We start from the raw sequence: 19590 nt of genomic DNA, 5'->3' as shown, positions 1-19590 counted from the left end.
TCAAACAGGGGAACTGATCATTTTCAAACGAATAGGTTATGAAAACTATGTATTCTCAAAATGAAGCCACACCGGTATTTACGCCGATTAACCAGGCTAGGATAGAAGAGCAGGGCGTCAGTATCCGCGATTATGTCGATCTGCTGATCGAAGGCAGAAAAACCATTCTGTTGGCGCTGGCGGCCGTGCTGAGCGTGACCGCCGTGTATTTGGTGTTGGCGCCGCGTACTTACAAGGCCGATGCCTTGCTCCGGATCGACAAGAACAAGGCGCTGCTTGCCACCACTATACGCAGCGAGGCGAACAGTGCCTCCACCGAAGCGGAAAACCCTCGTGCCCAGCGCGAAGTGGAAATTTTGCGCTCGCGTTCGGTCTTGGGCAAGGTGGTGGAAGATCTGAATCTGATGGTCGAGTATTCACCGCGTTATTTTCCCGTCATCGGCGAAACCCTGGCCCGCAAGCACGACAAGCACGAGGGCATTGCCCAACCTTGGTGGGGATTCAGCCGCTGGGCCTGGGGCGGCGAACAATTGAAAATCGATCAATTCGAAGTGCCGGATCGTTATTTGCATAAGGAATTTACCCTGATTGCGCTGGAAGAGGGCCGGTTTCAATTACGCGGACCCAAGGATCAGGCATTGGCGGAAGGCGTGGTGGGAGACTTGGTTAGCGCCGACATCGGCGAGAGCCAGCCGGTGATGATCAAACTGGGCGAGTTGGTCGCGCATCCGGGCACCCAATTTGAATTGACCCGCAAGACCTCGTTGGCGGCCATAGAGACCTTGCAAAAAGCCTTCGCGGTGCAGGAAGTATCCAAGGATACCGATATTCTTAGCGTCGAACTGAAGGGCCGCGATCCCGAACAACTGGCTAAATCGGTCAACGACATTGCCAATATTTACGTTAACGCGACGGTGAATTGGGAATCGGCCGAAGCCTCGCAAAAATTGAGCTTCCTGGAAGACCAGTTGCCTATCGTCAAGGAACGCCTGGAAAAAGCCGAGCAGGGCTTGAGTGCTTACCGGCAACAACACGGCGCGGTCGATATTTCCGCCGAAGCCGAGATATTGCTGAAACAGGCTTCCGAAATGGAGACCTTGAGCATTCAACTGAAACAAAAGTACGACGAGCAGAATCAACGTCTGGAAGCCGAGCATCCCGACATGATCGCCACCAATGCTCAAATTAAACGCGTCAATGGCAAGTTGGCCGCCCTGGAAAAACGGATCAAGGATTTGCCCAAAACCCAACAAAATATGGTCAGTCTGGCGCGGGATGTGCAGGTCAACACCGAGCTGTATACCTCGTTGCTGAATAGCGCGCAGGAACAGCGGATCGCGGCGGCGGGTTCCTTGGGCAACTCGCGCATCGTCGATTTCGCGGTGACTCCGGAAAAACCCTACTGGCCCAAGCCGGGCCTGTTGTTGGCGATTGCCGGTTTGTTGGGTTTGAGCCTGGGCTCGGCACTGGTGTTTTTACGCCATTCGCTGCAACGGCATGACAATTATCCGGCCTTGCTGGAATATCAAGTCGGCATGCCGTTGTTCGCCGCGATACCGCATAGCAAGAAGCAGCGGCAACTGGCGCGTTTGATCGATCAAGGCAAGGATCGCGAACCGGGTATTTTGGTCAGCCAGGACCCGCTGGATATTTCGGTGGAATCGTTGCGAGGCTTGCGCACAACCTTGGAAGCGACCCTGGCCAGCGACATGAGTAAGGTCATCATGGTCAGCAGTCCGGCGCCCGGCATGGGCAAGTCCTTCGTCAGCACCAACCTGTCGGCCCTGTTGGCCAGTATCAAGAAAAGGGTATTGATCATTGATGCCGACATGCGCAACGGCCGCTTGCACGAAACCTTTTCCATCAATAAACAACCGGGACTGTCCGATTTGCTGTCCGGTAAAGCCACGCTGGGCGAGGTGATCGTCAGTCTGCCGGAAATCGGCGTGGACTTGATCCCCAGGGGCAACATGGTGTTGAATCCGGCCGAGTTGCTGGTGCTGGGCGACCTGGCCGAAACGCTGGAGCAATTGAAAAGTTTTTACAACCATATCGTGATCGATTCGCCGCCGATTCTGGGTGCCACCGATGCCGCAATCATGGGCAAACATGCCGACGCGACTTTTCTGGTGGTCAAGGAAGGCCGTTACACCGCGCAGGAATTGGAAGTCAGTTTCCGGCGTTTGCAGCAAGTGGGCGTGAAACCGAATGGCTTCATCATCAACGACATGAAGGAAGGCTCTTCGTATTACCCCTATTACGGCTATGCTTACCCACGTAGCGACATGCGGAATAATGATTCCACGCCGTGGCATGCCCGTTTCCAGAATTGGGGCGATTGGATGAGCAAGCCGCAGGATGCCGAGTTTCTGCCGGTGATGGCCGAGGATGAAGCCGTCGAAGAGAGTGTGCGGGCTTAAACTATGCGGATTCGTCTGGAAAAAGACTTGCCGGCGCTGTTGTTCCTGTTGGTTTGTGCCTCTACCGTGGCGGCCTTGCCGCAGGTGGAGTCGGCCTGGAAAGGGGTCAAGGAAGTCTACGGCCAGCAGGATTTCGGTTTGCGTATCCTACGCGAAGCCATGCTGCTGGTATTGATTGTCTATGCGTTTTTGGAACCGAGGCTGCGCCAAGGCGCCTTGACCAGTTCGGTGCTGGCGTTCATGGCCGTTATCGCCAGCTATGTATTGTTCGAAGTGGGCTATGCTCTGTACCTGGACTTGCCGCTGGTGGTGCCGATGGCTGGTCTGAGGGTGTTCGAATATCTGCCGCTGGCGTTGATAGGATTCGTCACCAGCCGTTTGGGGGCAGGCGATTATGTGCTGGTTAAATTCGCCAGCTATCTGCGCTATTTCATCGCCTTGCAGACGGTATTGGCGATTGCCCAGGCTTTATGGGCGCCGCCCTTGTTCGGCGTGTCTTTTTTGGGGGGAGGGCGGCCGTTCGGCACCTTCGTCAGCCCCAATTTATTCGGCGCCTGCATGGCGACTTGCGCCTTGGTATTTTCGCTGGTGCCGGGCATGCGCAACTGGCTGGCTGTTAGTGTGTTTCTGGCCTTGTTGAGCGGCTCGCGTACCGCGTTTATCAGCTCGCTGCTGGTGATGTTTTTTCAGATATATGCGGTGTTGCGGCCGCGTGATCGTTGGGCCTTGATCATGCCCGCGCCGATTTTGGCGGTGGCGGCGCTGTTGCTGGCTTCGAGCCCGATGTTGAGCGGCCGGGATGATGCCGATCCGACCCAGGATGGCCGAATCGATTTGTGGCAGCGAGTGTTTGCCAATCATATTCACGATCCGATGGATTTGCTGTTCGGCTGGGGGCTAGGTTTGAGTTCCAATACCATCAATATCCTGTTTGGCGCCGAGCATTTTCCGGGGCAGTTTGACTCCGACAGCCTGTATTTATTTTTGTTGAATGGTTACGGATTGATCGGGTTACTGGCCTATCTGCTGTTTTTGTGGATCACGACACGGATGTCTGTCCACGCCCATAAAGGCTTGGTGGTGATGTTTATTTTCGTTGCGGGGCTGACATTCAATATGTGGGAGTATTTTCCACAGAATGCCTTGTTGATGTTTTTGTGGGGTAGTGTGCTGGGCACCCGACGCAAGCCTGGTGCAGCTACAGTTCCGGCGGGTCCGGTGTTATCCCCGGCTTATCGCCAACGTTGGTCGTGACGGATGAGCTTATGTTCGGTGTATTGAAACAAAAACGCTTATTAGGTGACGCTTTCTGGGCATTATCCGGCCAGGTGATGTCGGCGCTGGCCTTGCTGCTGGGTACGCGGGTGATGACCGAACTGGTCACGCCCGATATTTTCGGCCAGGTGGCCTTGTTGAACGGTTTTGTCGCGCTCGGGGTGGCGGTGTTTTCCTATCCCTTTATTTGCGCCGGCATGCGGCTGATACCGGAATGCCGCAATCAGCGGGAACGAGGCGCATTACACAGGACCGTGTTCAATCTGACGGCCAAATCCACCGCGACGGCGATGGCCCTATTGATGCTGGGTGGCGGAATCTATTGTTATTGGGCCGGTGCTGAATTCGGCTTGTTTGCACTGACCGGGCTACTGCTGGCGGTCACCGTGCGACGCGAATTGGGTATTCAATTATTGATAGGCGAACGCAAGCAACGCGGCGCCAGTTTTTGGCAAACAACCGACAGCGTGCTGCGGCCCTTGTTGGCGATTGGTTTGGTTTGGGGCGGAGGTCAAAATCCGGGAGCGGTATTGCTGGGTTACATCTTCGCCAGCGTAGCCTCCAATACACTGTGGTCCATCGTGCATGGCGGCGAGACAGGGAGCCATCATCTCAATCAGGCCTTGGTGGCCGCGCAATTCAAACGCCAGGTTTGGGCCTATGCCTTGCCGTTGATCCCGATGGAATTAATTTTTTGGATCAACGGCCTGGGCGATCGTTACGTGATCGGCTATATGCTGACCGCCGCCGAGGTGGGGCTGTATGCCGCCAGTTACACCATTATCAACGAAGCCTTCAATCGCAGCGCGATGGTATTGCTGCGCACGTTTCAACCGGCTTATTTCCAGTGCTTTGCCGAGGCCAATACCAAGGAAGCCTTTTCGGTGTTGAAGCTGTGGTTGGCCAGCGTTTTTGGCGTCGGCGTCCTCGGCGTTGTTTTGGTAATGCTGTGCAAGGATTGGGTCGCGGCCTTGTTATTGGCCGAGTCCTATCAGGCCTCCGTGGTGTTGATGCCCGCCATCGCGGTTGGAGCGGCGTTGAGTGCGCTGGGAACTGTGCTGGCGCAACCCTTGCTGGCGAAAAAACGCACGCAGTCCGTATTAAAAGGGCGGATTTGCGGCGCGCTGGCAGCAGCGATCAGCCTGCCGCTGTTGGTAGGCCATTACGGCTTAGCGGGGGCCGCGATCGCCAATCCGCTATATTTCGGTATCGAAGCGCTAGTGTTGGCGTTGTTGGCCAAACCCTGGCGCAAGGCGCCGGGCTATAGCCACCGTGGAATAGGCTTGCCTGAACAAAGCTTAGTTCCAGCCGTGTTGCATCCCGATCCTTAAACCTGTATTCGTCATAACCGCTGATCAAAGAGACATACCATGAATTACGCATCGAGCCTGACCGGCACCTATGGACAAACCTTACACAGCTGCGTCAGCTGTGGCGGCGAGAAAATCAGCTATTGGCGCCGGAAAACCTATCAGTACACGCACAGTGAAACACACGAGGCGTTTGATATTTTTCGCTGCGACTGTTGCGGCACCGGCTTTTTGAATCAGCCGCCGGATCCGCGGTGGCTGCAAGCCATCTATCAGTATTCCGGCCAAGCGTTGACCCAACCGGTCAGCTTGGAACAAGTATTGGCGAAAGAGGTCGAGTTTCCCAACTGTATGGTCGACGCCGAACGCATGAGCACCGAGGCCGATCGGCTCAACCGGTCCGGCAATCGGCTGGCGCTGGACATCGGCTCCGGATTCGGTTTTTACACTCAGGCTTTACGTCGCCAAGGTTATGGCACGGTCAGTATCAATCCCGGCCAATACGAAAACCGGGTGTTCAGAGCATTGAATGGGCATGAACCCTTGCCGGTAATGTTTGAACAATATCAAACCGAGCAAAAGTTCGGCGCGGTGGTGATGTCGCAGGTATTGGAGCATCTGTTGCAACCGGATACGGCCATCAAAAAGGTTTCCGGTTTATTGGCTGCGGGTGGCGTCTTGGCTTGCGCGGTACCCAATTACGACTCGTTTTTGGTCAAGCTGCTGGGAACGCGGGATAACGCCTGCTTATGGGTGCCGGAACATGTCAATTATTTTACCGAACAAGGCTTGAAAGTCCTGTTGGAACGGAACGGCTTACGCATTGTGAAAACCGAACAGATCACCCGCATCCCGTTTAATGCCTTGTCGAAGCGGCTGAAATTAAGCGGCCGGACGGCGTTGGCGGTTGATGCTTTGGTCAAAAGGCTGCAACAACCATTTTCCCGATTAATGAACACATTGGGATTGGGAATTTATATCAACGTGTATGCGGTGAAGGGATAAAAGTTTAGCTATGTTGACCGTGGTTATTTTGACCAAAAACGAAGAAGCGAACCTGCCGCGCTGTTTGGCGGCGATTCCGGCGCGTTATCCGATCGTGATCGTCGATTCCGGCAGTAGCGACAACACGCTGGCGATCGCCAAGGAACGCGGTTGTAGGATTTATAGCAATCCCTGGCCCGGCTTCGCCGAGCAACGTAACTTTGCCATGGATCGATGCGACATCGGTACACCCTGGTTGTTGTTTGTCGATGCCGACGAAGTCTATCCAGCGGCGTTTTACCAGAGCTTCGATGCCGGGGAACTGAAGCTGGAGCAGGCCGATGTGTTGATGGTGCCGTCGATACTGTATTTACGCGGTAAACGCCTGAATCATGCGCCGGGTTATCCGATTTATCACCCAAGGCTGGCGCGGCGGGAAACGGTACGCTTCGTTCGTAACCATACCGGCCACGGCGAAGCGGTGACCGACAGCTGCCGCATCGCTTATACCGAACTGGCCTACGAGCATTATTTCTATCACGGCGAGATCATCGAATGGATGCATAAGCATGTCGACAAGGCCGCGCAAGAAGTGCGGCTGCAACCCACCCACGGCGCGGTGATGACCACCCGCGGCCGCTTGAGTGTGTTGTTGGGGCGGTCCTGGCTACGCATCATCGCCCGCTTTTTATATCACTTTATCTTGAGGGGAGGCTTTATGGACGGCATGGCTGGTCTGGAATTCGCGTTGATGTTCACCTGGTATGAAGCCACCATTTATGTACAAGCAAAAGCCGCTAATCAGGCAAGGAGAGACTCATGAAAGTGTCACTGGTATTGGCCACCCTGGGCAGGGATTTGGAATTATTGGATTTTTTGAAGTCGCTGCTGTTTCAGAGCTACCGGAATTTCGAGCTGATCGTCATCGATCAAAATAAAGACGGCAAGATCGATAACATCATGCAAATGTTTGCAAAATCCCTGGATTTGAAGCATGTGAAGGTTGATTTTGTCGGTAACGCCAGGGCCAGGGATCACGGTATCGGCTTGGCGCGGGGACAGATCGTCGCTTTTCCGGATGACGATTGCGTATATGACAAGGACGTACTCAGAAAAGTCGTGCGCGAATTCGTAAACCGGCAAAAACTGTCGATTCTGGTGGTGGGATCGTACGATTTTTCCGATACCCGTTTCAGCATAGGCGTCAACAGCCGCAGAGCCCGTTATTTTTCCCGGCTGAACATGATGGGGGTGGAATTTACCCAGTTTTTTGCGCTGGATAGGGTCGATAGACAGCAATTCCATCTGGATCACGATTTCGGCATCGGCTCCAAATATGCCGGCGCCGAAGGCTTTGAGCTGTTGTATCGTTTGTTGCGGGCCGGCGGTAAGGCTTTTTATACGCCAAGAATCAAGATTTACCATGCCGATAAGGATCATTACACGCTGGGCACCGCCCGCATGTTGAAGTATTCCACCGGTATCGGCGCTTACATACGCAAATTCGCCAATGAGCATGATTTGTTCATCACTTATTACATCCTGCGCAAGATGCTGGTGGCCCCGGTATTGAAGATGACGCTGGCCCTGCTGACGCTGAATCCCGGCAAGCTGTCGTATTCGTTTTACAACCTGATCGGCATCTGGCGCGGCTTTATGGCCTATGGCAGATGAAACAAAATTATTCACGGCTTAAATCGGGAGAAACAAGATGGATGTAGGAATTGTGACCACGCATGTGCCGCCGGCCCAAGGTTACGGCGGGGTGTCGGTGACGTGCGGGGTATTGACCAGAGCTTGGGCGGCAAGTGGGCATGATATGGCCTTGGTGGCTTCGGACGAATCCATTGCCGGTCGCTTGCGTCCCGACGAAGTGGATTTTGGCGCCAAGGTCGATGTCGGATTGTACCGCTGCTATGGCTTCCGGCGCTGGGGCTTTGGCCTGGGTGCAATAGCCAAATTATTCAAATTGTGTCTGCGGGCTCCGGTAATTTATATCCACGGCATTGCCACCTGGCCCTCGACCCTGGCGGCCGTGTTTTGTAGCCTGCTCGGAAAGCCGTTCATGGTGGCCGTGCATGGCGGTTTGATGCCGGAACATGTCGAATTGATACGCCGGCGCAAGCCGCATAAATGGTTGTATTACAAACTGTTGACCTTTCCGACTTTGCGCCGGGCAATAGCGGTGCATTGCACCAGCGATACCGAAGCCGAAGGCGTGCGCAATGTGTTGGGCCAAGATGCCCGTATTTTACTGGTACCGAACGGCATTGACAGCCGGGATATTGAAGTGGCTCCGTACCCGGCCGAACAAGGCATGCAACTGTGTTTCCTGGGGCATGTGCAGCAGGAAAAGGGTATCAATGCCTTTATTCGGGCCTGGTTGAAAGTGCGCCGGCCGGCGGATAGGTTGGTAATTGCCGGACGCAGTGTCGATGGCGAATATTTCAAGGAATTTCAGGCCTTGCTGGAACAAGCCCAGGGTGCAATCAGCTATCGGGGGTATCTGGAGCGAACCGGCGTGATGGATTTACTGGCGGCCAGTCATTTCCTGGTATTACCGTCCGGTTTGGAGCAGGCTGGCGGCATGCGCGAGAATTTCGGCAACGTGGTGGCGGAAGCCTTGGCCGCCGGCAGGCCGGTTTTGGTGGCCAAGGGCTTGGCCTGGGATCATATCGAAGCCTTAGGCGCAGGTCTGGTTTTCGATCGAAATGAAGCTGCCGTTTGCGCAGCGCTGCAAAAGGCGCAAGCCTTGAATGAATCGGAGTGGCAACGCATGTCCTCAAGCGGCCGCGATTATGTTGAACAGCAATTAAATCCGGTCAGACTGGGGGAGCGAATCTGGCAAGTCATGATGAAACCGCTTCGGACCAAAACCGCTGATCAATTAAGCCAAGGAGCTTCCTATGATTAAAACCGGGCTGATCGTGCCCACCTTGAATGCCGGCGGGCTTTGGCTTGCCTGGCTTGACGCGTTAGTGCAACAAACCCGGAAACCGGATCGTTTGCTGTTGATCGACTCATCCTCCAACGATGATACGGTGGCATTGGCGCGGGAACGGGGATTTGAGATTCAGGTAATAGCCAAATCGGCGTTTAATCACGGCGGTACCCGGCAGTGGGGCGTGGATTTAATGCCCGATATCGATCTGATTCTGTTTCTGACCCAGGATGCCTTATTGGCGGATGCGGAAGCGATCCAGAATTTGCTGGCGGCATTCGAAAATCCACGGGTGGGCGCGGCCTATGGCCGCCAGCTGCCGCATCAAAACGCCGGGCCGATTGGCGCGCACGCCCGCTTATTTAATTATCCCGATCGGAGTCAGCTGCGCGGATTGGAAGATCGCGGCGTTTTTGGCATCAAAACCGTGTTTATCTCCAACTCGTTTGCCGGTTATCGGCGCGCCGCCTTGATGCAGGTCGGCGGTTTTCCTTTGAACACCATTATGAACGAAGATACCTGGGTGGCCGGCAAGCTGTTGCTTGCCGATTGGAAAATCGCCTATTGCGCCGAGGCTAGGGTGTTTCATTCGCACGATTACGGTTTTAGCGACGAATTTAAACGTTACTTCGACATCGGCGTATTCCATGCGCAAACGCCATGGCTGCAACAAACATTCGGTGGCGCTTCGGGCGAGGGTTTGCGCTTTGTGCGGTCCGAAATGCTCTATTTACTCAAATTCGCCCCGGGACTGATCCCTTCGGCCATCCTCAGAACAGGTTTGAAATGGCTGGGATACAAAATGGGCGCCACCTTGCAAGATCGCTTGCCCGTCGTCGTCAGCCAATGCCTGAGTCTGCATAAGGCTTATTGGCGCTTTCAGCGCGCAAATTGAGGTCTGTTGAAGGGCTTTTTCGTTGGCTGAGCGGAGCCGAAGTCTACGTTGGCTTCGGCTCCGCTCAGCCAACGGTGCAATCGAAGCCAACAGCGTATTTCAACCTCAAACAACAAGGGGGAAAACCAATAATAAATTGAACATAGTTTAATTAAGCCTTATAGTATCGCCTGCAAATCGCAATTCGTCTGATAAGATGCGCCCCCAGGAGGCATACTATTGATCCGGCCCCATGAAGTTTTAAGCGGCATACTTCACCGGTTGATCCTGAAAGAAACTCCGAACCCTATCAGGGGATTGTTCTAATCGCACCATGTGTTCATTCGCGGCATCGCGCAATTTGGCTTTGGTTCTGACCGGGACTTTTTTGCCCATCGCCTGCTTCAGATCGGCATTCAAGCGTTCTTCTGGATTCAGTTCCGGGCTATAGCTGGGTAAATAAAACATTTCGATTTGGTGGCTGTGTTCTGCCAACCAAGCCTTGACCGGCTTGGCATGATGGACGCGCAGGTTATCGACGATCAGAAAGACTTTTTTGCCGGCATCCTTGATCAGCGCCTGAAGGAATTCGATGAGTTTGTCGGCGTTGAAGGCTTCGTCAATGATCATCCAACGGGTTTTTCCTTGATTGGTGACGGTGGCAATCATGGAGAGTTTTTCGCGTTTGCCGCCTGGCGCATAAGTCACCGGAGTCTGTCCTGCTGGCGCATAGCTTCTGCCTCGCACATCGGTGTTGGTCAATGCGGTTTCATCGCCCCAGTGAATTTCGCCGCCTTCGGCTTTTGCCTTGGCCGCAATGGCGGGATACTGTTCATTCAGCCAAGCCTGAACCGCTTCAGGGCGTTGTTCGTAAGCCTTTTTGATGGGTTTTTGCGGCGTAAACCCCCAGCGGGCCAGATATTTGCCCACGGTTCTCACCGGCAGTTTTATCCCATATTCCTGTTCAATGAGTTGCATCACGGCGGCCCGGCTCCATAAACAGAAATCCATTTTCAATTGTTCCGGGCGTTTGTCGATGATGGCTCGCTGAATCTGCTGTTCTTGCTCAGCGTTTAGCATGCGACCTTGGCCTTTTTCTCGGCCCCGGCTCGTCGGACTTATCGCTCGCCAACCACCTTGCTGATACAAATCCAACGTTCGCCTGACCGTCGGATAGGTCAGGCCCGTCAAGCCGACAATGGCCATGATCTTGATGCCTTTATTATGCAATCGCACGACCTGCTTTCGCCTTTCATGCAGTTGCGCCAGTGTTTGATATCTTGCGTCTTCTTTATCCATGCCATCAAGACAATCAATGAACGCCTTAGTTCAAACTTCATGGGGCCGTATCTATATGTTAAAGAAATTTCTACACTGGCTACTGACATTACTATTCAAGGTTAAGGTCATCGGCCTCGATAATTACGCTCGAGCCGGCGACAGGGTATTGATCGTCGCCAATCACGTATCCTTTCTGGATCCGTTATTACTAGGGGTTTTTTTACCCGATGACATTACCTTTGCCATCAACACCCAAATTTCCGAACGCTGGTGGTTAAAACCTTTCCTGCGTTTATCCAAAGTATTTCCGATGGACCCCACCCATCCATTGTCGTTAAAAGCCCTGATCCATCATCTGCAACACGACACCAAAACCGTGATTTTTCCCGAAGGCCGGATCACGGTGACCGGCTCGATGATGAAAATTTACGACGGCACCGGCATGGTGGCCGACAAATCCGGCGCCACGATCCTGCCGATACGCATCGACGGCGCGCAGTACAGCCACTTTTCCAAGCTCAGAAACATCGTGCGTTTGCGCTGGTTTCCGGCTATCACCATTCATATCATGCCGCCGACCCGGATCGATACCCACGGCAAATTTACCGGCAAGGTCAGACGTAAGCAGAGTGGTCATATTCTGGCCGACATCATGACCGAAATGTTGTTTGCCACCAGCCATTACCAGCAAACGCTGTTCTCGGCCTTGCTGGAGGCTCGCCGGACTCATGGCGGCCGTCATACTGTGGCCGAAGACCTGGAACGCAAACCGTTGAGCTACGATGATTTGATCACCCGTAGCATCATTCTCGGCCAGTTGGTGCGCCCCCTGACCGTCGACGGGGAAAACGTCGGCGTGTTGTTGCCCAATTCGACCAAAACCCTGTGTGCGATCTTGGGTTTGCAGTTGTACGGACGCGTGCCGGGGATGTTGAATTATTCCATCGGTTCGGCCGGCATGGCCTCGGCCTGCCATACCGGCAAAATCAAGTTGGTACTGAGTTCGCGCAAATTCATCGGGCTGGCGCATTTGGAGCACGAAGCAGAGGCCCTATCCAAGCATGTAAAGCTGGTATATCTGGAAGACCTGGCGGCATCGCTAACGCTAGTCGATAAATTCAAGGCCGTGATCGAGGCCAAAACCGCCGACTACTGGTACAAAAGCCATGCCTACGATGCCGATGATGCCGCAGTGGTGCTGTTTACCTCCGGTTCGGAAGGCGCGCCGAAAGGGGTGGTGCTGTCGCATGCCAATGTGTTGGCCAATCATCAGCAAGTCAAATCCAGGATAGACTTCAATCCGACCGATGTGGTGTTGAATTTTTTGCCGATGTTTCATTCCTTCGGTTTTACCATCGGGACCCTGTTGCCGGTGATGAACGGCATGACCACGTTTTTTTATCCATCTCCGCTGCATTATGCGGTCGTGCCGGAAATGGCCTACGAAGTCGGCGCCACCATTATGTTCGGCACCAATACCTTCTTGGCGGCCTATGCCAAAAAAGCCCACGCTTACGATTTTTTCAGCATGCGTTACGTGGTGGCCGGTGCCGAAAAATTGCAGGAGAGTACCCGGGCGATGTGGCTGGATAAATTCGGCATTCGCATCCTCGAAGGTTACGGCGCCACCGAAACCGCGCCGGTCACTTCGGTCAACACGCCGATGGATTACAAGGCCGGCACCGTCGGCCGCTTCATGCCTGACATGTTGTATAAGCTGGAACCGGTGCCGGGCATCGAGCACGGCGGCAAGTTGCATGTGGCCGGCCCCAACATCATGAAAGGCTATCTATTGCCGGACAATCCGGGCGTGTTGGTGCCGCCTTGTTCACTATACGGTGAAGGCTGGTATGACACCGGCGACATCGTGCAAGTCGACGACGAAGGCTTCATCAGCATTCAAGGCCGCAGCAAACGTTTCGCCAAGATCAGCGGTGAAATGGTGTCGCTGACGGCGGTGGAGCAATTGGCCGGCAATGCCTGGCCGGAAGCCCAGCATGCCGTGGTCAGCCTGCCCGACCCGAAAAAAGGCGAACAACTGGTGCTGTTGACCACCCGGCGCGATGCCACAGCCAAGCAACTGGCCGAGGCATCGCCTGGTGTGGCTTCAATCACATTGCCGAAAAAAGTGTTCGTGGTCGAGAAGATTCCGGTATTGCCCACCGGGAAAACCGATTACATCGAATCAACCAAGCAGGCCGCGGCCTTGACGTCCTACGAGGCATAGAGCATGAGCAAACACATCTACCCATTGCTGATCGCCCAATTCTTGTCCGCCTTTGCCGACAACGCCATTTTGTTTACCGTGATCGCCTTGGTGATGCAAACCGCCCAGCCGCCGGGCTGGTATGTGCCGGCCTTGCAAAGCGTGTTTCTGGTGGCTTTTGTGTTATTGGCGCCCTGGGTTGGAACCTTCGCCGACAATCATGCCAAGTCGCGGGTGTTGATTATCGCCAATCTGATTAAGGCCGCCGGTGCGGGATTGTTGCTGTTGAAAGTCGAGCCGCTGATTGCCTATTGTATCGTCGGTGTCGGCGCCGCTCTTTATAGTCCAGCCAAGTACGGCATTTTGCCGGAACTGGCCGGTCATAACGGTCTGGTGAAAGCCAATAGCTGGATAGAAGGCTCGACTATTCTAGCGATTCTGACCGGGATGGTGGTGGGGGCCAAAGTGGCCGATTATTCGACCAGTTGGGCCTTGATCGGCACCGTCGTTTTGTTCCTGATTTCGGCGGCCACCACGTTGTTTCTGCCGGTCAACATCAGTAAAACCCCGATAGCCGGTTCGAAAATCGTGCTGTTTGCGCGGGAAGTGGGTAGCTTTTTATCGCTGCCGCGTTCTCGCTTTGCGGTGCTGGGCGCGTCGTTGTTTTGGGCCGCCGCCGCCAGTGTGCGGGTGATTATTATCGCCTGGGCGCCGCTGGTGCTGATGACGCATAACGCCAGCGATATTGCTAATCTGACCTTGTTTCTGGCCCTGGGCATCATCGCCGGCTCGGCCTTAGTGCCGCATATCATTCCGTTGGAGCATCTGCGCCGGGCGCGGATTCCGGCCTATCTGATGGGCTTGTTGATCATGGCGCTGAGTTTTACCGATGCGATTTGGCCGGCCCGATTCGTGTTGTTCTTGATGGGGACTGCCGGCGGGATGTTTATCGTGCCGATCAACGCGGCTCTGCAGGAGTTGGGGCAGCAAAGCATAGGTAGCGGCGGGGCGGTGGCGCTGCAGAACTTCTTTCAAAATGCGGCGATGCTGCTGGCGGTAGGCACTTATACCCTGGCGGCCTCGCAACAGGTCGGCCCGATTGTGGCGCTGCTGGCGCTGGGTGGTTTATTGGTGTTGGCGACTTTTCTGGTGGTTATGCATCTGCCTGATGCACCTTCTGCTTCCAGCCCTGAATAAAATTTTGTACCAGTAAACCGATCGTGGCTTCGGCGTTTTCGGCGCCGACTCCGCCCAGGCTGCCATTCAACGATAGCACGCAAACCCCGTGTACCCCGCACCAAAGCGCGCGAGCCGCCAGCCGCACCTGTTCCGCCGACTGCTCGGGCAGCAAGCGTTGAAACAGGTCTTCGACGATCACAAACATGTTTTGCACTTTTTGCTGATACCAGTCCGGCACCGGGGCGTCGCTTTGGGCATCGAAAATCATCCGCCATCGATTGAAATGTTGGTGGGCAAACGCCAAGTAGATGTCGGCCAGGGACTGGATATGTTGTTCGACATTGGCGGGTGGCTTGATACTACGCATATGTTCGGCCAATTCGTCCAGGGTTTTGGCTTTGATATGCATGATCAAATCGTCCATGTTGGCATAGACCATATAAATGCTGCCCACCGTATAACCGATGTCCATCGCCACCTTGCGGACGGTCAAGGCCTTGAATCCCTCTTCGATGACGATGTTTTCCGCCGCCTTCAGCACCATCTCCCGGATTTGTTCTTGAGTGTGTTCACTTCTTCTGGCCATATTTGCTCTGCGAGGCGCAATCAAAAAGCGATACCATACACGACCTTTAACCCGGAATCGATAGTCAGTCATGCATAATGAGCTCCTTGCCGTTGTCGACCAGCACGATCGCATCATCGATCGCCGCCCGCGCAGTGAAATTCACGCCTTGGCCTTGCGCCACCGGGCGGTGCATATTCTGGTTTTTAACGATTCGGGCCAGCTGTTGCTGCAAAAGCGTTCGATGAAAAAAGACTTGAATAAAGGCCTGTGGGATAGCTCGGCGGCCGGCCATGTCGATGACGGCGAAACCTATGCCGATTGCGCGCCGAGAGAATTACTGGAAGAACTGGGCGTTTCGGCCTGTTTGACCGAGTTGTTCAAGCTGGAGCCGACGCCGGCATTGGGCATGGAGTTTATCCAGGTGTATCGTTGCCGGCACAACGGGCCATTCAGTCCAGCCGCCGATGAAATCGATGACAGCCGTTGGCTGGAGCCGGACGAAGTGAATCAACGGGTTGAGGAAAACGACCCGACGTTGACGGAGACTTTTAAAATCATCTGGCGGCGTTGCCGGGAAGCGGAAGAGCTTTAGGTCGGGCAATAAATTTACCCCCACCAAGAAACTGTCTTTGACTGACCGCCGATAAGACTGTCGTTTGGCTGAGCTGCCGTTGACTGAGAGGAGCCGAAGTCAACTATTCGCTGCGCCTGCTTCGGCTTCGCTCGGCACAAGTCCGTTAGCGACTCCCATCAGTGAACGATATATTGGGTATCGCTATTGGGTACAAGCTTTCTCGGCAATAGCCTTAAATCGGGTGGACGATGATCGTCCACCCTGAAACAGAACCGCGTTATTCGATCAACATGCGTTGGCCGCCTTGTTTCTGCTTTTTCAGCAGGGTTAGCGTCAATACGCCGTTATCGTAACGGGCCTTGCTGGTGGTTTCGTCGATGTCGGTCGGTAGCTGAAAACTACGCGATACTTCGCCGTAATAGCGTTCGCTACGCAGTAATTTATCGTCCTTGGTTTGGCTGTCAACTTGGCTGATTTCGGCGCGGATACTGACGACATTGCCGTCGATATTGACTTGGATATTGTCTTTGCCGGCGCCGGGTATCTCCGCTTCAACGACATATTCGTTGGGATTTTCCTTAACATCGACCTTGATTTGGGCCGGCAACGGATCGCCATGTAAAGGCTTGATAAAATAACCGGGATTGACATCGCGAAACAATTCATCAAACAGACCGCGACTAACGAATGGGCTTAAGCTACTCATTTCAAATCTCCTCTGCGTTGTACGAAAAATGTTTTAGTTGCAGGGGAATTATGGTGCCGGAATCGAGAATTTCAAGTCAGGCAAATACGCGAAAATGCGTCGGAAAACGGATGGGCAAAACTAAATTGGCGGAGCGGACGGGGCTCGAACCCGCGACCCCCGGCGTGACAGGCCGGTATTCTAACCAACTGAACTACCGCTCCGCAGTTGTAAGCCGCGCATTCTACAGTAAATCCGGCCTTCGTCAAGTTTAATCACTATACTCGCCAAAATTCATGCCAATTATTCATTGTCCACTCTGTGCCAGCGATACCCCATCGGCGTTTCAACGGGACAAGCAACGCGATTATTTACGCTGTCGTTGTTGTCAACTAGTGTTTGTGCCGGAGTATCAGCATCTGGAGCCAACAATGGAAAAAGCCATTTATGACTTACACGAAAATGATGCGGACGATCCCGCTTATCAAGGTTTTCTGTCGCGTTTGAGCACGCCATTACTGGCCAGGTTACCAATGGATTCGGCCGGTCTGGATTACGGCTGCGGCCCAGGGCCATTACTGGCGAGTATGCTGTCACGGCGGGGTCATAGGGTCAAAACCTACGATCCTTACTACGCCAAACATCCGCAAAATTTGCAACAAAGCTATGACTTCATCACCTGCACCGAAGTGGTGGAACATTTTCGGCGGCCAGGGCGGGAGTTTCAGCGTTTGTTTGCCATGCTCAAGCCGCTGGGGCTGCTGGCCATCATGACCAAGCTGGTGATCGATGCCGAAGCCTTCGGCCGATGGCATTACAAAAACGATCCTACCCATATTAGTTTTTTTTCCACCGAGACCATGCAATGGCTGGCGCAGCTCTACCAATGCCGGGTAGAATTTATCGGCAAGGATGTGATAATTTTCCAGACTCAGGCTTGATCCGGATATTCGGCCAAGATTTGGCGGTATATTTCCGCGTCGCTGGCGGAAAAACAGCAGAAGGTCACCTGGAGATTCAAACCCTGGCGGCGCAAATAATCGCTGACCGTGGCCACGGCTATCCGGGCGGCCGATAGTTTTGGATAGCCGTAAATGCCGGTGCTGATACAGGGAAACGCCATGCTGCGGATAGCATGGCTTTCGGCCAATTGCATGCAATTACGGTAACAGGCTGCCAGCAGGGCCGGTTCGTCGTGTTTGCCATCTTGCCAGACCGGGCCAACGGTATGGATCACGTATTTTGCCGGTAGATGATAACCGGCCGTGATTTTGGCTTCACCGGTCGGACAACCGCCCAATTGCCTGCATTCCTCGAGCAATTGTGGCCCGGCCCGGCGGTGAATCGCGCCATCGACTCCGCCACCGCCCAACAACGAGCTGTTGGCGGCATTGACGATGGCGTCGACTGGCAAGTAAGTCAGGTCGGCCTGTACCACACTGATTGGATGATTCATCGTTTGATACCTTAAAAATCACTCCGCCGTGAATACATCAATGTAGGCTTGAAAGCGGCTCCTTGCCCTGATGATTCTATACTGTTACGGTAAATTTTAGGCCATATTAAAACTTGTCTGACAGAATGGAAACGATCAAACCATTTCAGCCAATTAACATTAAGCGGTGTAGGTCATGACTTCCGATACTTATCTAGCCGGCTCGCGCGATGGCTCGCTGACCGCCAACATAGTCCAGGTCCTTGAAAGACGCATTTTTGCCGGGGAATTGCATTGGCGCGACGGCGTGATTAGCGCAATTACTGAATTGGGCGGCCAGGATTCGGAACTGGCTTACCTGTTGCCGGGTTTCATCGATGCCCATGTGCATATCGAAAGCTCGATGCTGACGCCTTGCGAATTTGCCCGCTTGGCCGTTCGGCATGGCACGGTGGCGACGGTGTCCGATCCGCATGAAATCGCCAATGTTCTGGGGATAGAAGGCGTGGAATACATGCTGACAAATGCCCGGATGACGCCATTCAAATTTTTTTTCGGCGCGCCGTCCTGTGTGCCGGCAACGCCGTTCGAAACCGCCGGCGCCCGGCTCGACAGCGAGCAATTAAAAGCCTTGTTCCAAACCCAGGATATTCATTACCTATCGGAAATGATGAATTATCCCGGCGTATTGGCGGACGATCCGGACATCCTGGCAAAACTGAATTTGGCGCGGGCGTACGGCTATCCCATTGATGGCCACGCACCGGGCCTGTGCGGCGAAGATGCGGGCCGCTACGCGGCGGCTGGCATCGGCACGGACCATGAGTGTTCCGACTTGCGGGAGGCCGAAGCCAAACTGGCCTTCGGCATGAAAATTTTGATCCGCGAAGGCTCGGCGGCCCGTAATTTCGTGGCCTTGCATTTCTTGATCAGCCGCTATCCGGACCAAGTCATGCTGTGCAGCGACGACAAGCATCCGGACGATCTGCTGGCCGGCCACATCAATGTGTTGGCGGCCAGAGCTATCGCCAAGGGCCATGACCTGTTCGATGTGTTGCAATGCGCCTGTATCAATCCCATCCGCCACTATGGCCTATCGGTAGGTCAATTGCGCATCGGCGATAGCATGGACGCGGTGCTGGTCGCCGACCCGCAAAGCTTGAAACCGTTGAAGACCTGGATAGCCGGCCAATTGCTCGCCGACCAAGGCCAAAGCCTGTTGCCGGCGATTAAATCGGAACGGGTCAACCGCTTCGATGCCCGCAAAATTCAGCCGGTTGATCTGGCGCTGGCCGATCATGGCGGCATGATTCGGGTCATTCAAGCCCTGGATGGCGAATTGCTGACACGGCAAATACAGCTGAAACCCAGGGTCAACAACGGCATGCTGATGCCGGATGTGGAACGCGATATTTTATGGTTGACCGTGGTGAACCGTTATCAGCCATGCCAAGCGGCGGTTGCCTTCATCCAGGGCTTTGGTTTGCGCCAGGGCGCGCTGGCTTCCAGCGTCGCGCATGATTCGCATAACCTCATAGTCGTCGGCACCGACGCCGAGTCGATTTGCAGGGCCGTGAACGGCATTATCGATAGCCGGGGCGGCATCGCCTGCGTTCATGACGATAGTTTCGACAGCCTGCCGCTGCCGATCGCCGGATTGATGAGCGATGCCGACGGCGATAGCGTGGCGGCCCGTTACGCGGAACTGGACGCGCTCGCCAAACGAATGGGTTCGACCTTGCGCGCGCCGTTCATGACACTGTCGTTCATGGCCTTGCTGGTGATTCCCGAGCTTAAATTAAGTGACAAAGGTCTGTTCGACGGCCGGACTTTTCAATTCACTTCAGTCAGTGTTTAA

At 54.3% G+C, this 19590-nt stretch carries 17 protein-coding genes and 1 tRNA gene; 13 read left to right on the top strand and 5 right to left on the bottom strand.

Annotation, left to right across the window (positions count from 1 at the left end; translation table 11 throughout):
* Window positions 1-38: 38 nt before the first annotated feature.
* The 8 genes from IVG45_RS08965 to IVG45_RS08930 are packed head-to-tail and all read left to right on the top strand — an operon-like array spanning window position 39 to window position 9825.
* Window positions 39-2420 carry a polysaccharide biosynthesis tyrosine autokinase gene (locus tag IVG45_RS08965; protein ID WP_230874815.1) on the top strand — a complete coding sequence of 794 codons (2382 nt, stop codon included), beginning with the start codon at window positions 39-41 and terminating at the stop codon, window positions 2418-2420.
* Window positions 2421-2423: 3 nt separating this feature from the next.
* Entirely contained in the window at window positions 2424-3674 is a 1251-nt protein-coding gene (locus IVG45_RS08960) for an O-antigen ligase family protein (protein ID WP_196437480.1), read from the top strand.
* A gap of 11 nt (window positions 3675-3685) precedes the next feature.
* The gene (locus IVG45_RS08955; RefSeq protein WP_196437479.1) at window positions 3686-5026 is read left to right on the top strand and encodes a lipopolysaccharide biosynthesis protein; all 1341 of its coding nucleotides are present in this window, start codon (window positions 3686-3688) and stop codon (window positions 5024-5026) included.
* Between the two features lie 39 nt (window positions 5027-5065).
* Window positions 5066-6010, top strand: coding sequence for a class I SAM-dependent methyltransferase (locus IVG45_RS08950; RefSeq protein ID WP_196437478.1), 945 nt, complete (start codon window positions 5066-5068; stop codon window positions 6008-6010).
* Between the two features lie 10 nt (window positions 6011-6020).
* Window positions 6021-6812, top strand: a complete 792-nt coding sequence (locus IVG45_RS08945; protein ID WP_196437477.1) for a glycosyltransferase family 2 protein — start codon at window positions 6021-6023, stop codon at window positions 6810-6812.
* Window positions 6809-7663: a glycosyltransferase family 2 protein gene (locus IVG45_RS08940; RefSeq protein ID WP_196437476.1), complete on the top strand. Its 855-nt coding sequence runs from the start codon at window positions 6809-6811 to the stop codon at window positions 7661-7663. The genes IVG45_RS08945 and IVG45_RS08940 overlap by 4 nt, the downstream gene beginning before the upstream one ends.
* 37 nt (window positions 7664-7700) lie before the next feature.
* Window positions 7701-8903 carry a glycosyltransferase family 4 protein gene (locus IVG45_RS08935; RefSeq protein ID WP_196437475.1) on the top strand — a complete coding sequence of 401 codons (1203 nt, stop codon included), beginning with the start codon at window positions 7701-7703 and terminating at the stop codon, window positions 8901-8903.
* Entirely contained in the window at window positions 8896-9825 is a 930-nt protein-coding gene (locus IVG45_RS08930; RefSeq protein WP_230874814.1) for a glycosyltransferase family 2 protein, read from the top strand. Before IVG45_RS08935 ends, IVG45_RS08930 begins: the two co-directional genes overlap by 8 nt.
* A 240-nt stretch (window positions 9826-10065) precedes the next feature.
* On the opposite strand, the gene IVG45_RS08925 is transcribed toward IVG45_RS08930, so the two are convergent.
* Complete coding sequence (locus IVG45_RS08925) at window positions 10066-11103, bottom strand: IS630 family transposase (protein WP_196437125.1); 1038 nt, start codon at window positions 11101-11103, stop codon at window positions 10066-10068.
* A gap of 55 nt (window positions 11104-11158) precedes the next feature.
* On the opposite strand from IVG45_RS08925, the gene IVG45_RS08920 reads away from it, so the two are divergent.
* Complete coding sequence (locus tag IVG45_RS08920) at window positions 11159-13312, top strand: AMP-binding protein (RefSeq protein ID WP_196437968.1); 2154 nt, start codon at window positions 11159-11161, stop codon at window positions 13310-13312.
* A gap of 3 nt (window positions 13313-13315) precedes the next feature.
* Window positions 13316-14488, top strand: a complete 1173-nt coding sequence (lplT, locus tag IVG45_RS08915; RefSeq protein WP_196437474.1) for a lysophospholipid transporter LplT — start codon at window positions 13316-13318, stop codon at window positions 14486-14488.
* Here the strand turns inward: lplT and IVG45_RS08910 are convergent.
* The gene (locus IVG45_RS08910) at window positions 14445-15056 is read right to left on the bottom strand and encodes a TetR/AcrR family transcriptional regulator (RefSeq protein ID WP_196437473.1); all 612 of its coding nucleotides are present in this window, start codon (window positions 15054-15056) and stop codon (window positions 14445-14447) included. The genes lplT and IVG45_RS08910 overlap by 44 nt on opposite strands.
* Before the next feature lie 70 nt (window positions 15057-15126).
* Here IVG45_RS08910 and IVG45_RS08905 point away from each other — a divergent pair, with 70 nt between their 5' ends.
* The gene (locus IVG45_RS08905) at window positions 15127-15630 is read left to right on the top strand and encodes an NUDIX hydrolase (RefSeq protein ID WP_196437472.1); all 504 of its coding nucleotides are present in this window, start codon (window positions 15127-15129) and stop codon (window positions 15628-15630) included.
* A 259-nt stretch (window positions 15631-15889) separates the two neighbouring features.
* On the opposite strand, the gene IVG45_RS08900 is transcribed toward IVG45_RS08905, so the two are convergent.
* Window positions 15890-16318, bottom strand: a complete 429-nt coding sequence (locus IVG45_RS08900; protein WP_196437471.1) for an Hsp20/alpha crystallin family protein — start codon at window positions 16316-16318, stop codon at window positions 15890-15892.
* A gap of 126 nt (window positions 16319-16444) precedes the next feature.
* A tRNA-Asp gene (locus IVG45_RS08895) sits at window positions 16445-16521 on the bottom strand.
* A 207-nt stretch (window positions 16522-16728) separates the two neighbouring features.
* Between IVG45_RS08895 and IVG45_RS08890 the strand changes: the two genes are divergently transcribed.
* Entirely contained in the window at window positions 16729-17238 is a 510-nt protein-coding gene (locus IVG45_RS08890; protein WP_230874813.1) for a class I SAM-dependent methyltransferase, read from the top strand.
* Here the strand turns inward: IVG45_RS08890 and IVG45_RS08885 are convergent.
* Window positions 17229-17753: an O-acetyl-ADP-ribose deacetylase gene (locus IVG45_RS08885; protein ID WP_196437469.1), complete on the bottom strand. Its 525-nt coding sequence runs from the start codon at window positions 17751-17753 to the stop codon at window positions 17229-17231. The two genes, IVG45_RS08890 and IVG45_RS08885, sit on opposite strands and share 10 nt — an antisense overlap.
* A gap of 175 nt (window positions 17754-17928) precedes the next feature.
* Between IVG45_RS08885 and ade the strand changes: the two genes are divergently transcribed.
* Entirely contained in the window at window positions 17929-19590 is a 1662-nt protein-coding gene (ade, locus tag IVG45_RS08880) for an adenine deaminase (RefSeq protein ID WP_196437468.1), read from the top strand.

This window comes from Methylomonas sp. LL1 (genome assembly GCF_015711015.1).
Taxonomy (GTDB): Bacteria; Pseudomonadota; Gammaproteobacteria; order Methylococcales; family Methylomonadaceae; genus Methylomonas.
This window is presented reverse-complemented; position numbering and strand designations above follow the sequence as displayed.

Bases quoted from the DNA above. Each gene is read 5' to 3' on its own strand.
- IVG45_RS08965 (WP_230874815.1), top strand. From the start codon at position 39: ATGAAAACTATGTATTCTCAAAATGAAGCCACACCGGTATTTACGCCG.
- IVG45_RS08960 (WP_196437480.1), top strand. From the start codon at position 2,424: ATGCGGATTCGTCTGGAAAAAGACTTGCCGGCGCTGTTGTTCCTGTTG.
- IVG45_RS08955 (WP_196437479.1), top strand. From the start codon at position 3,686: ATGTTCGGTGTATTGAAACAAAAACGCTTATTAGGTGACGCTTTCTGG.
- IVG45_RS08950 (WP_196437478.1), top strand. From the start codon at position 5,066: ATGAATTACGCATCGAGCCTGACCGGCACCTATGGACAAACCTTACAC.
- IVG45_RS08945 (WP_196437477.1), top strand. From the start codon at position 6,021: ATGTTGACCGTGGTTATTTTGACCAAAAACGAAGAAGCGAACCTGCCG.
- IVG45_RS08940 (WP_196437476.1), top strand. From the start codon at position 6,809: ATGAAAGTGTCACTGGTATTGGCCACCCTGGGCAGGGATTTGGAATTA.
- IVG45_RS08935 (WP_196437475.1), top strand. From the start codon at position 7,701: ATGGATGTAGGAATTGTGACCACGCATGTGCCGCCGGCCCAAGGTTAC.
- IVG45_RS08930 (WP_230874814.1), top strand. From the start codon at position 8,896: ATGATTAAAACCGGGCTGATCGTGCCCACCTTGAATGCCGGCGGGCTT.
- IVG45_RS08925 (WP_196437125.1), bottom strand. From the start codon at position 11,103: ATGGATAAAGAAGACGCAAGATATCAAACACTGGCGCAACTGCATGAA.
- IVG45_RS08920 (WP_196437968.1), top strand. From the start codon at position 11,159: ATGTTAAAGAAATTTCTACACTGGCTACTGACATTACTATTCAAGGTT.
- lplT (WP_196437474.1), top strand. From the start codon at position 13,316: ATGAGCAAACACATCTACCCATTGCTGATCGCCCAATTCTTGTCCGCC.
- IVG45_RS08910 (WP_196437473.1), bottom strand. From the start codon at position 15,056: ATGGCCAGAAGAAGTGAACACACTCAAGAACAAATCCGGGAGATGGTG.
- IVG45_RS08905 (WP_196437472.1), top strand. From the start codon at position 15,127: ATGCATAATGAGCTCCTTGCCGTTGTCGACCAGCACGATCGCATCATC.
- IVG45_RS08900 (WP_196437471.1), bottom strand. From the start codon at position 16,318: ATGAGTAGCTTAAGCCCATTCGTTAGTCGCGGTCTGTTTGATGAATTG.
- IVG45_RS08890 (WP_230874813.1), top strand. From the start codon at position 16,729: ATGGAAAAAGCCATTTATGACTTACACGAAAATGATGCGGACGATCCC.
- IVG45_RS08885 (WP_196437469.1), bottom strand. From the start codon at position 17,753: ATGAATCATCCAATCAGTGTGGTACAGGCCGACCTGACTTACTTGCCA.
- ade (WP_196437468.1), top strand. From the start codon at position 17,929: ATGACTTCCGATACTTATCTAGCCGGCTCGCGCGATGGCTCGCTGACC.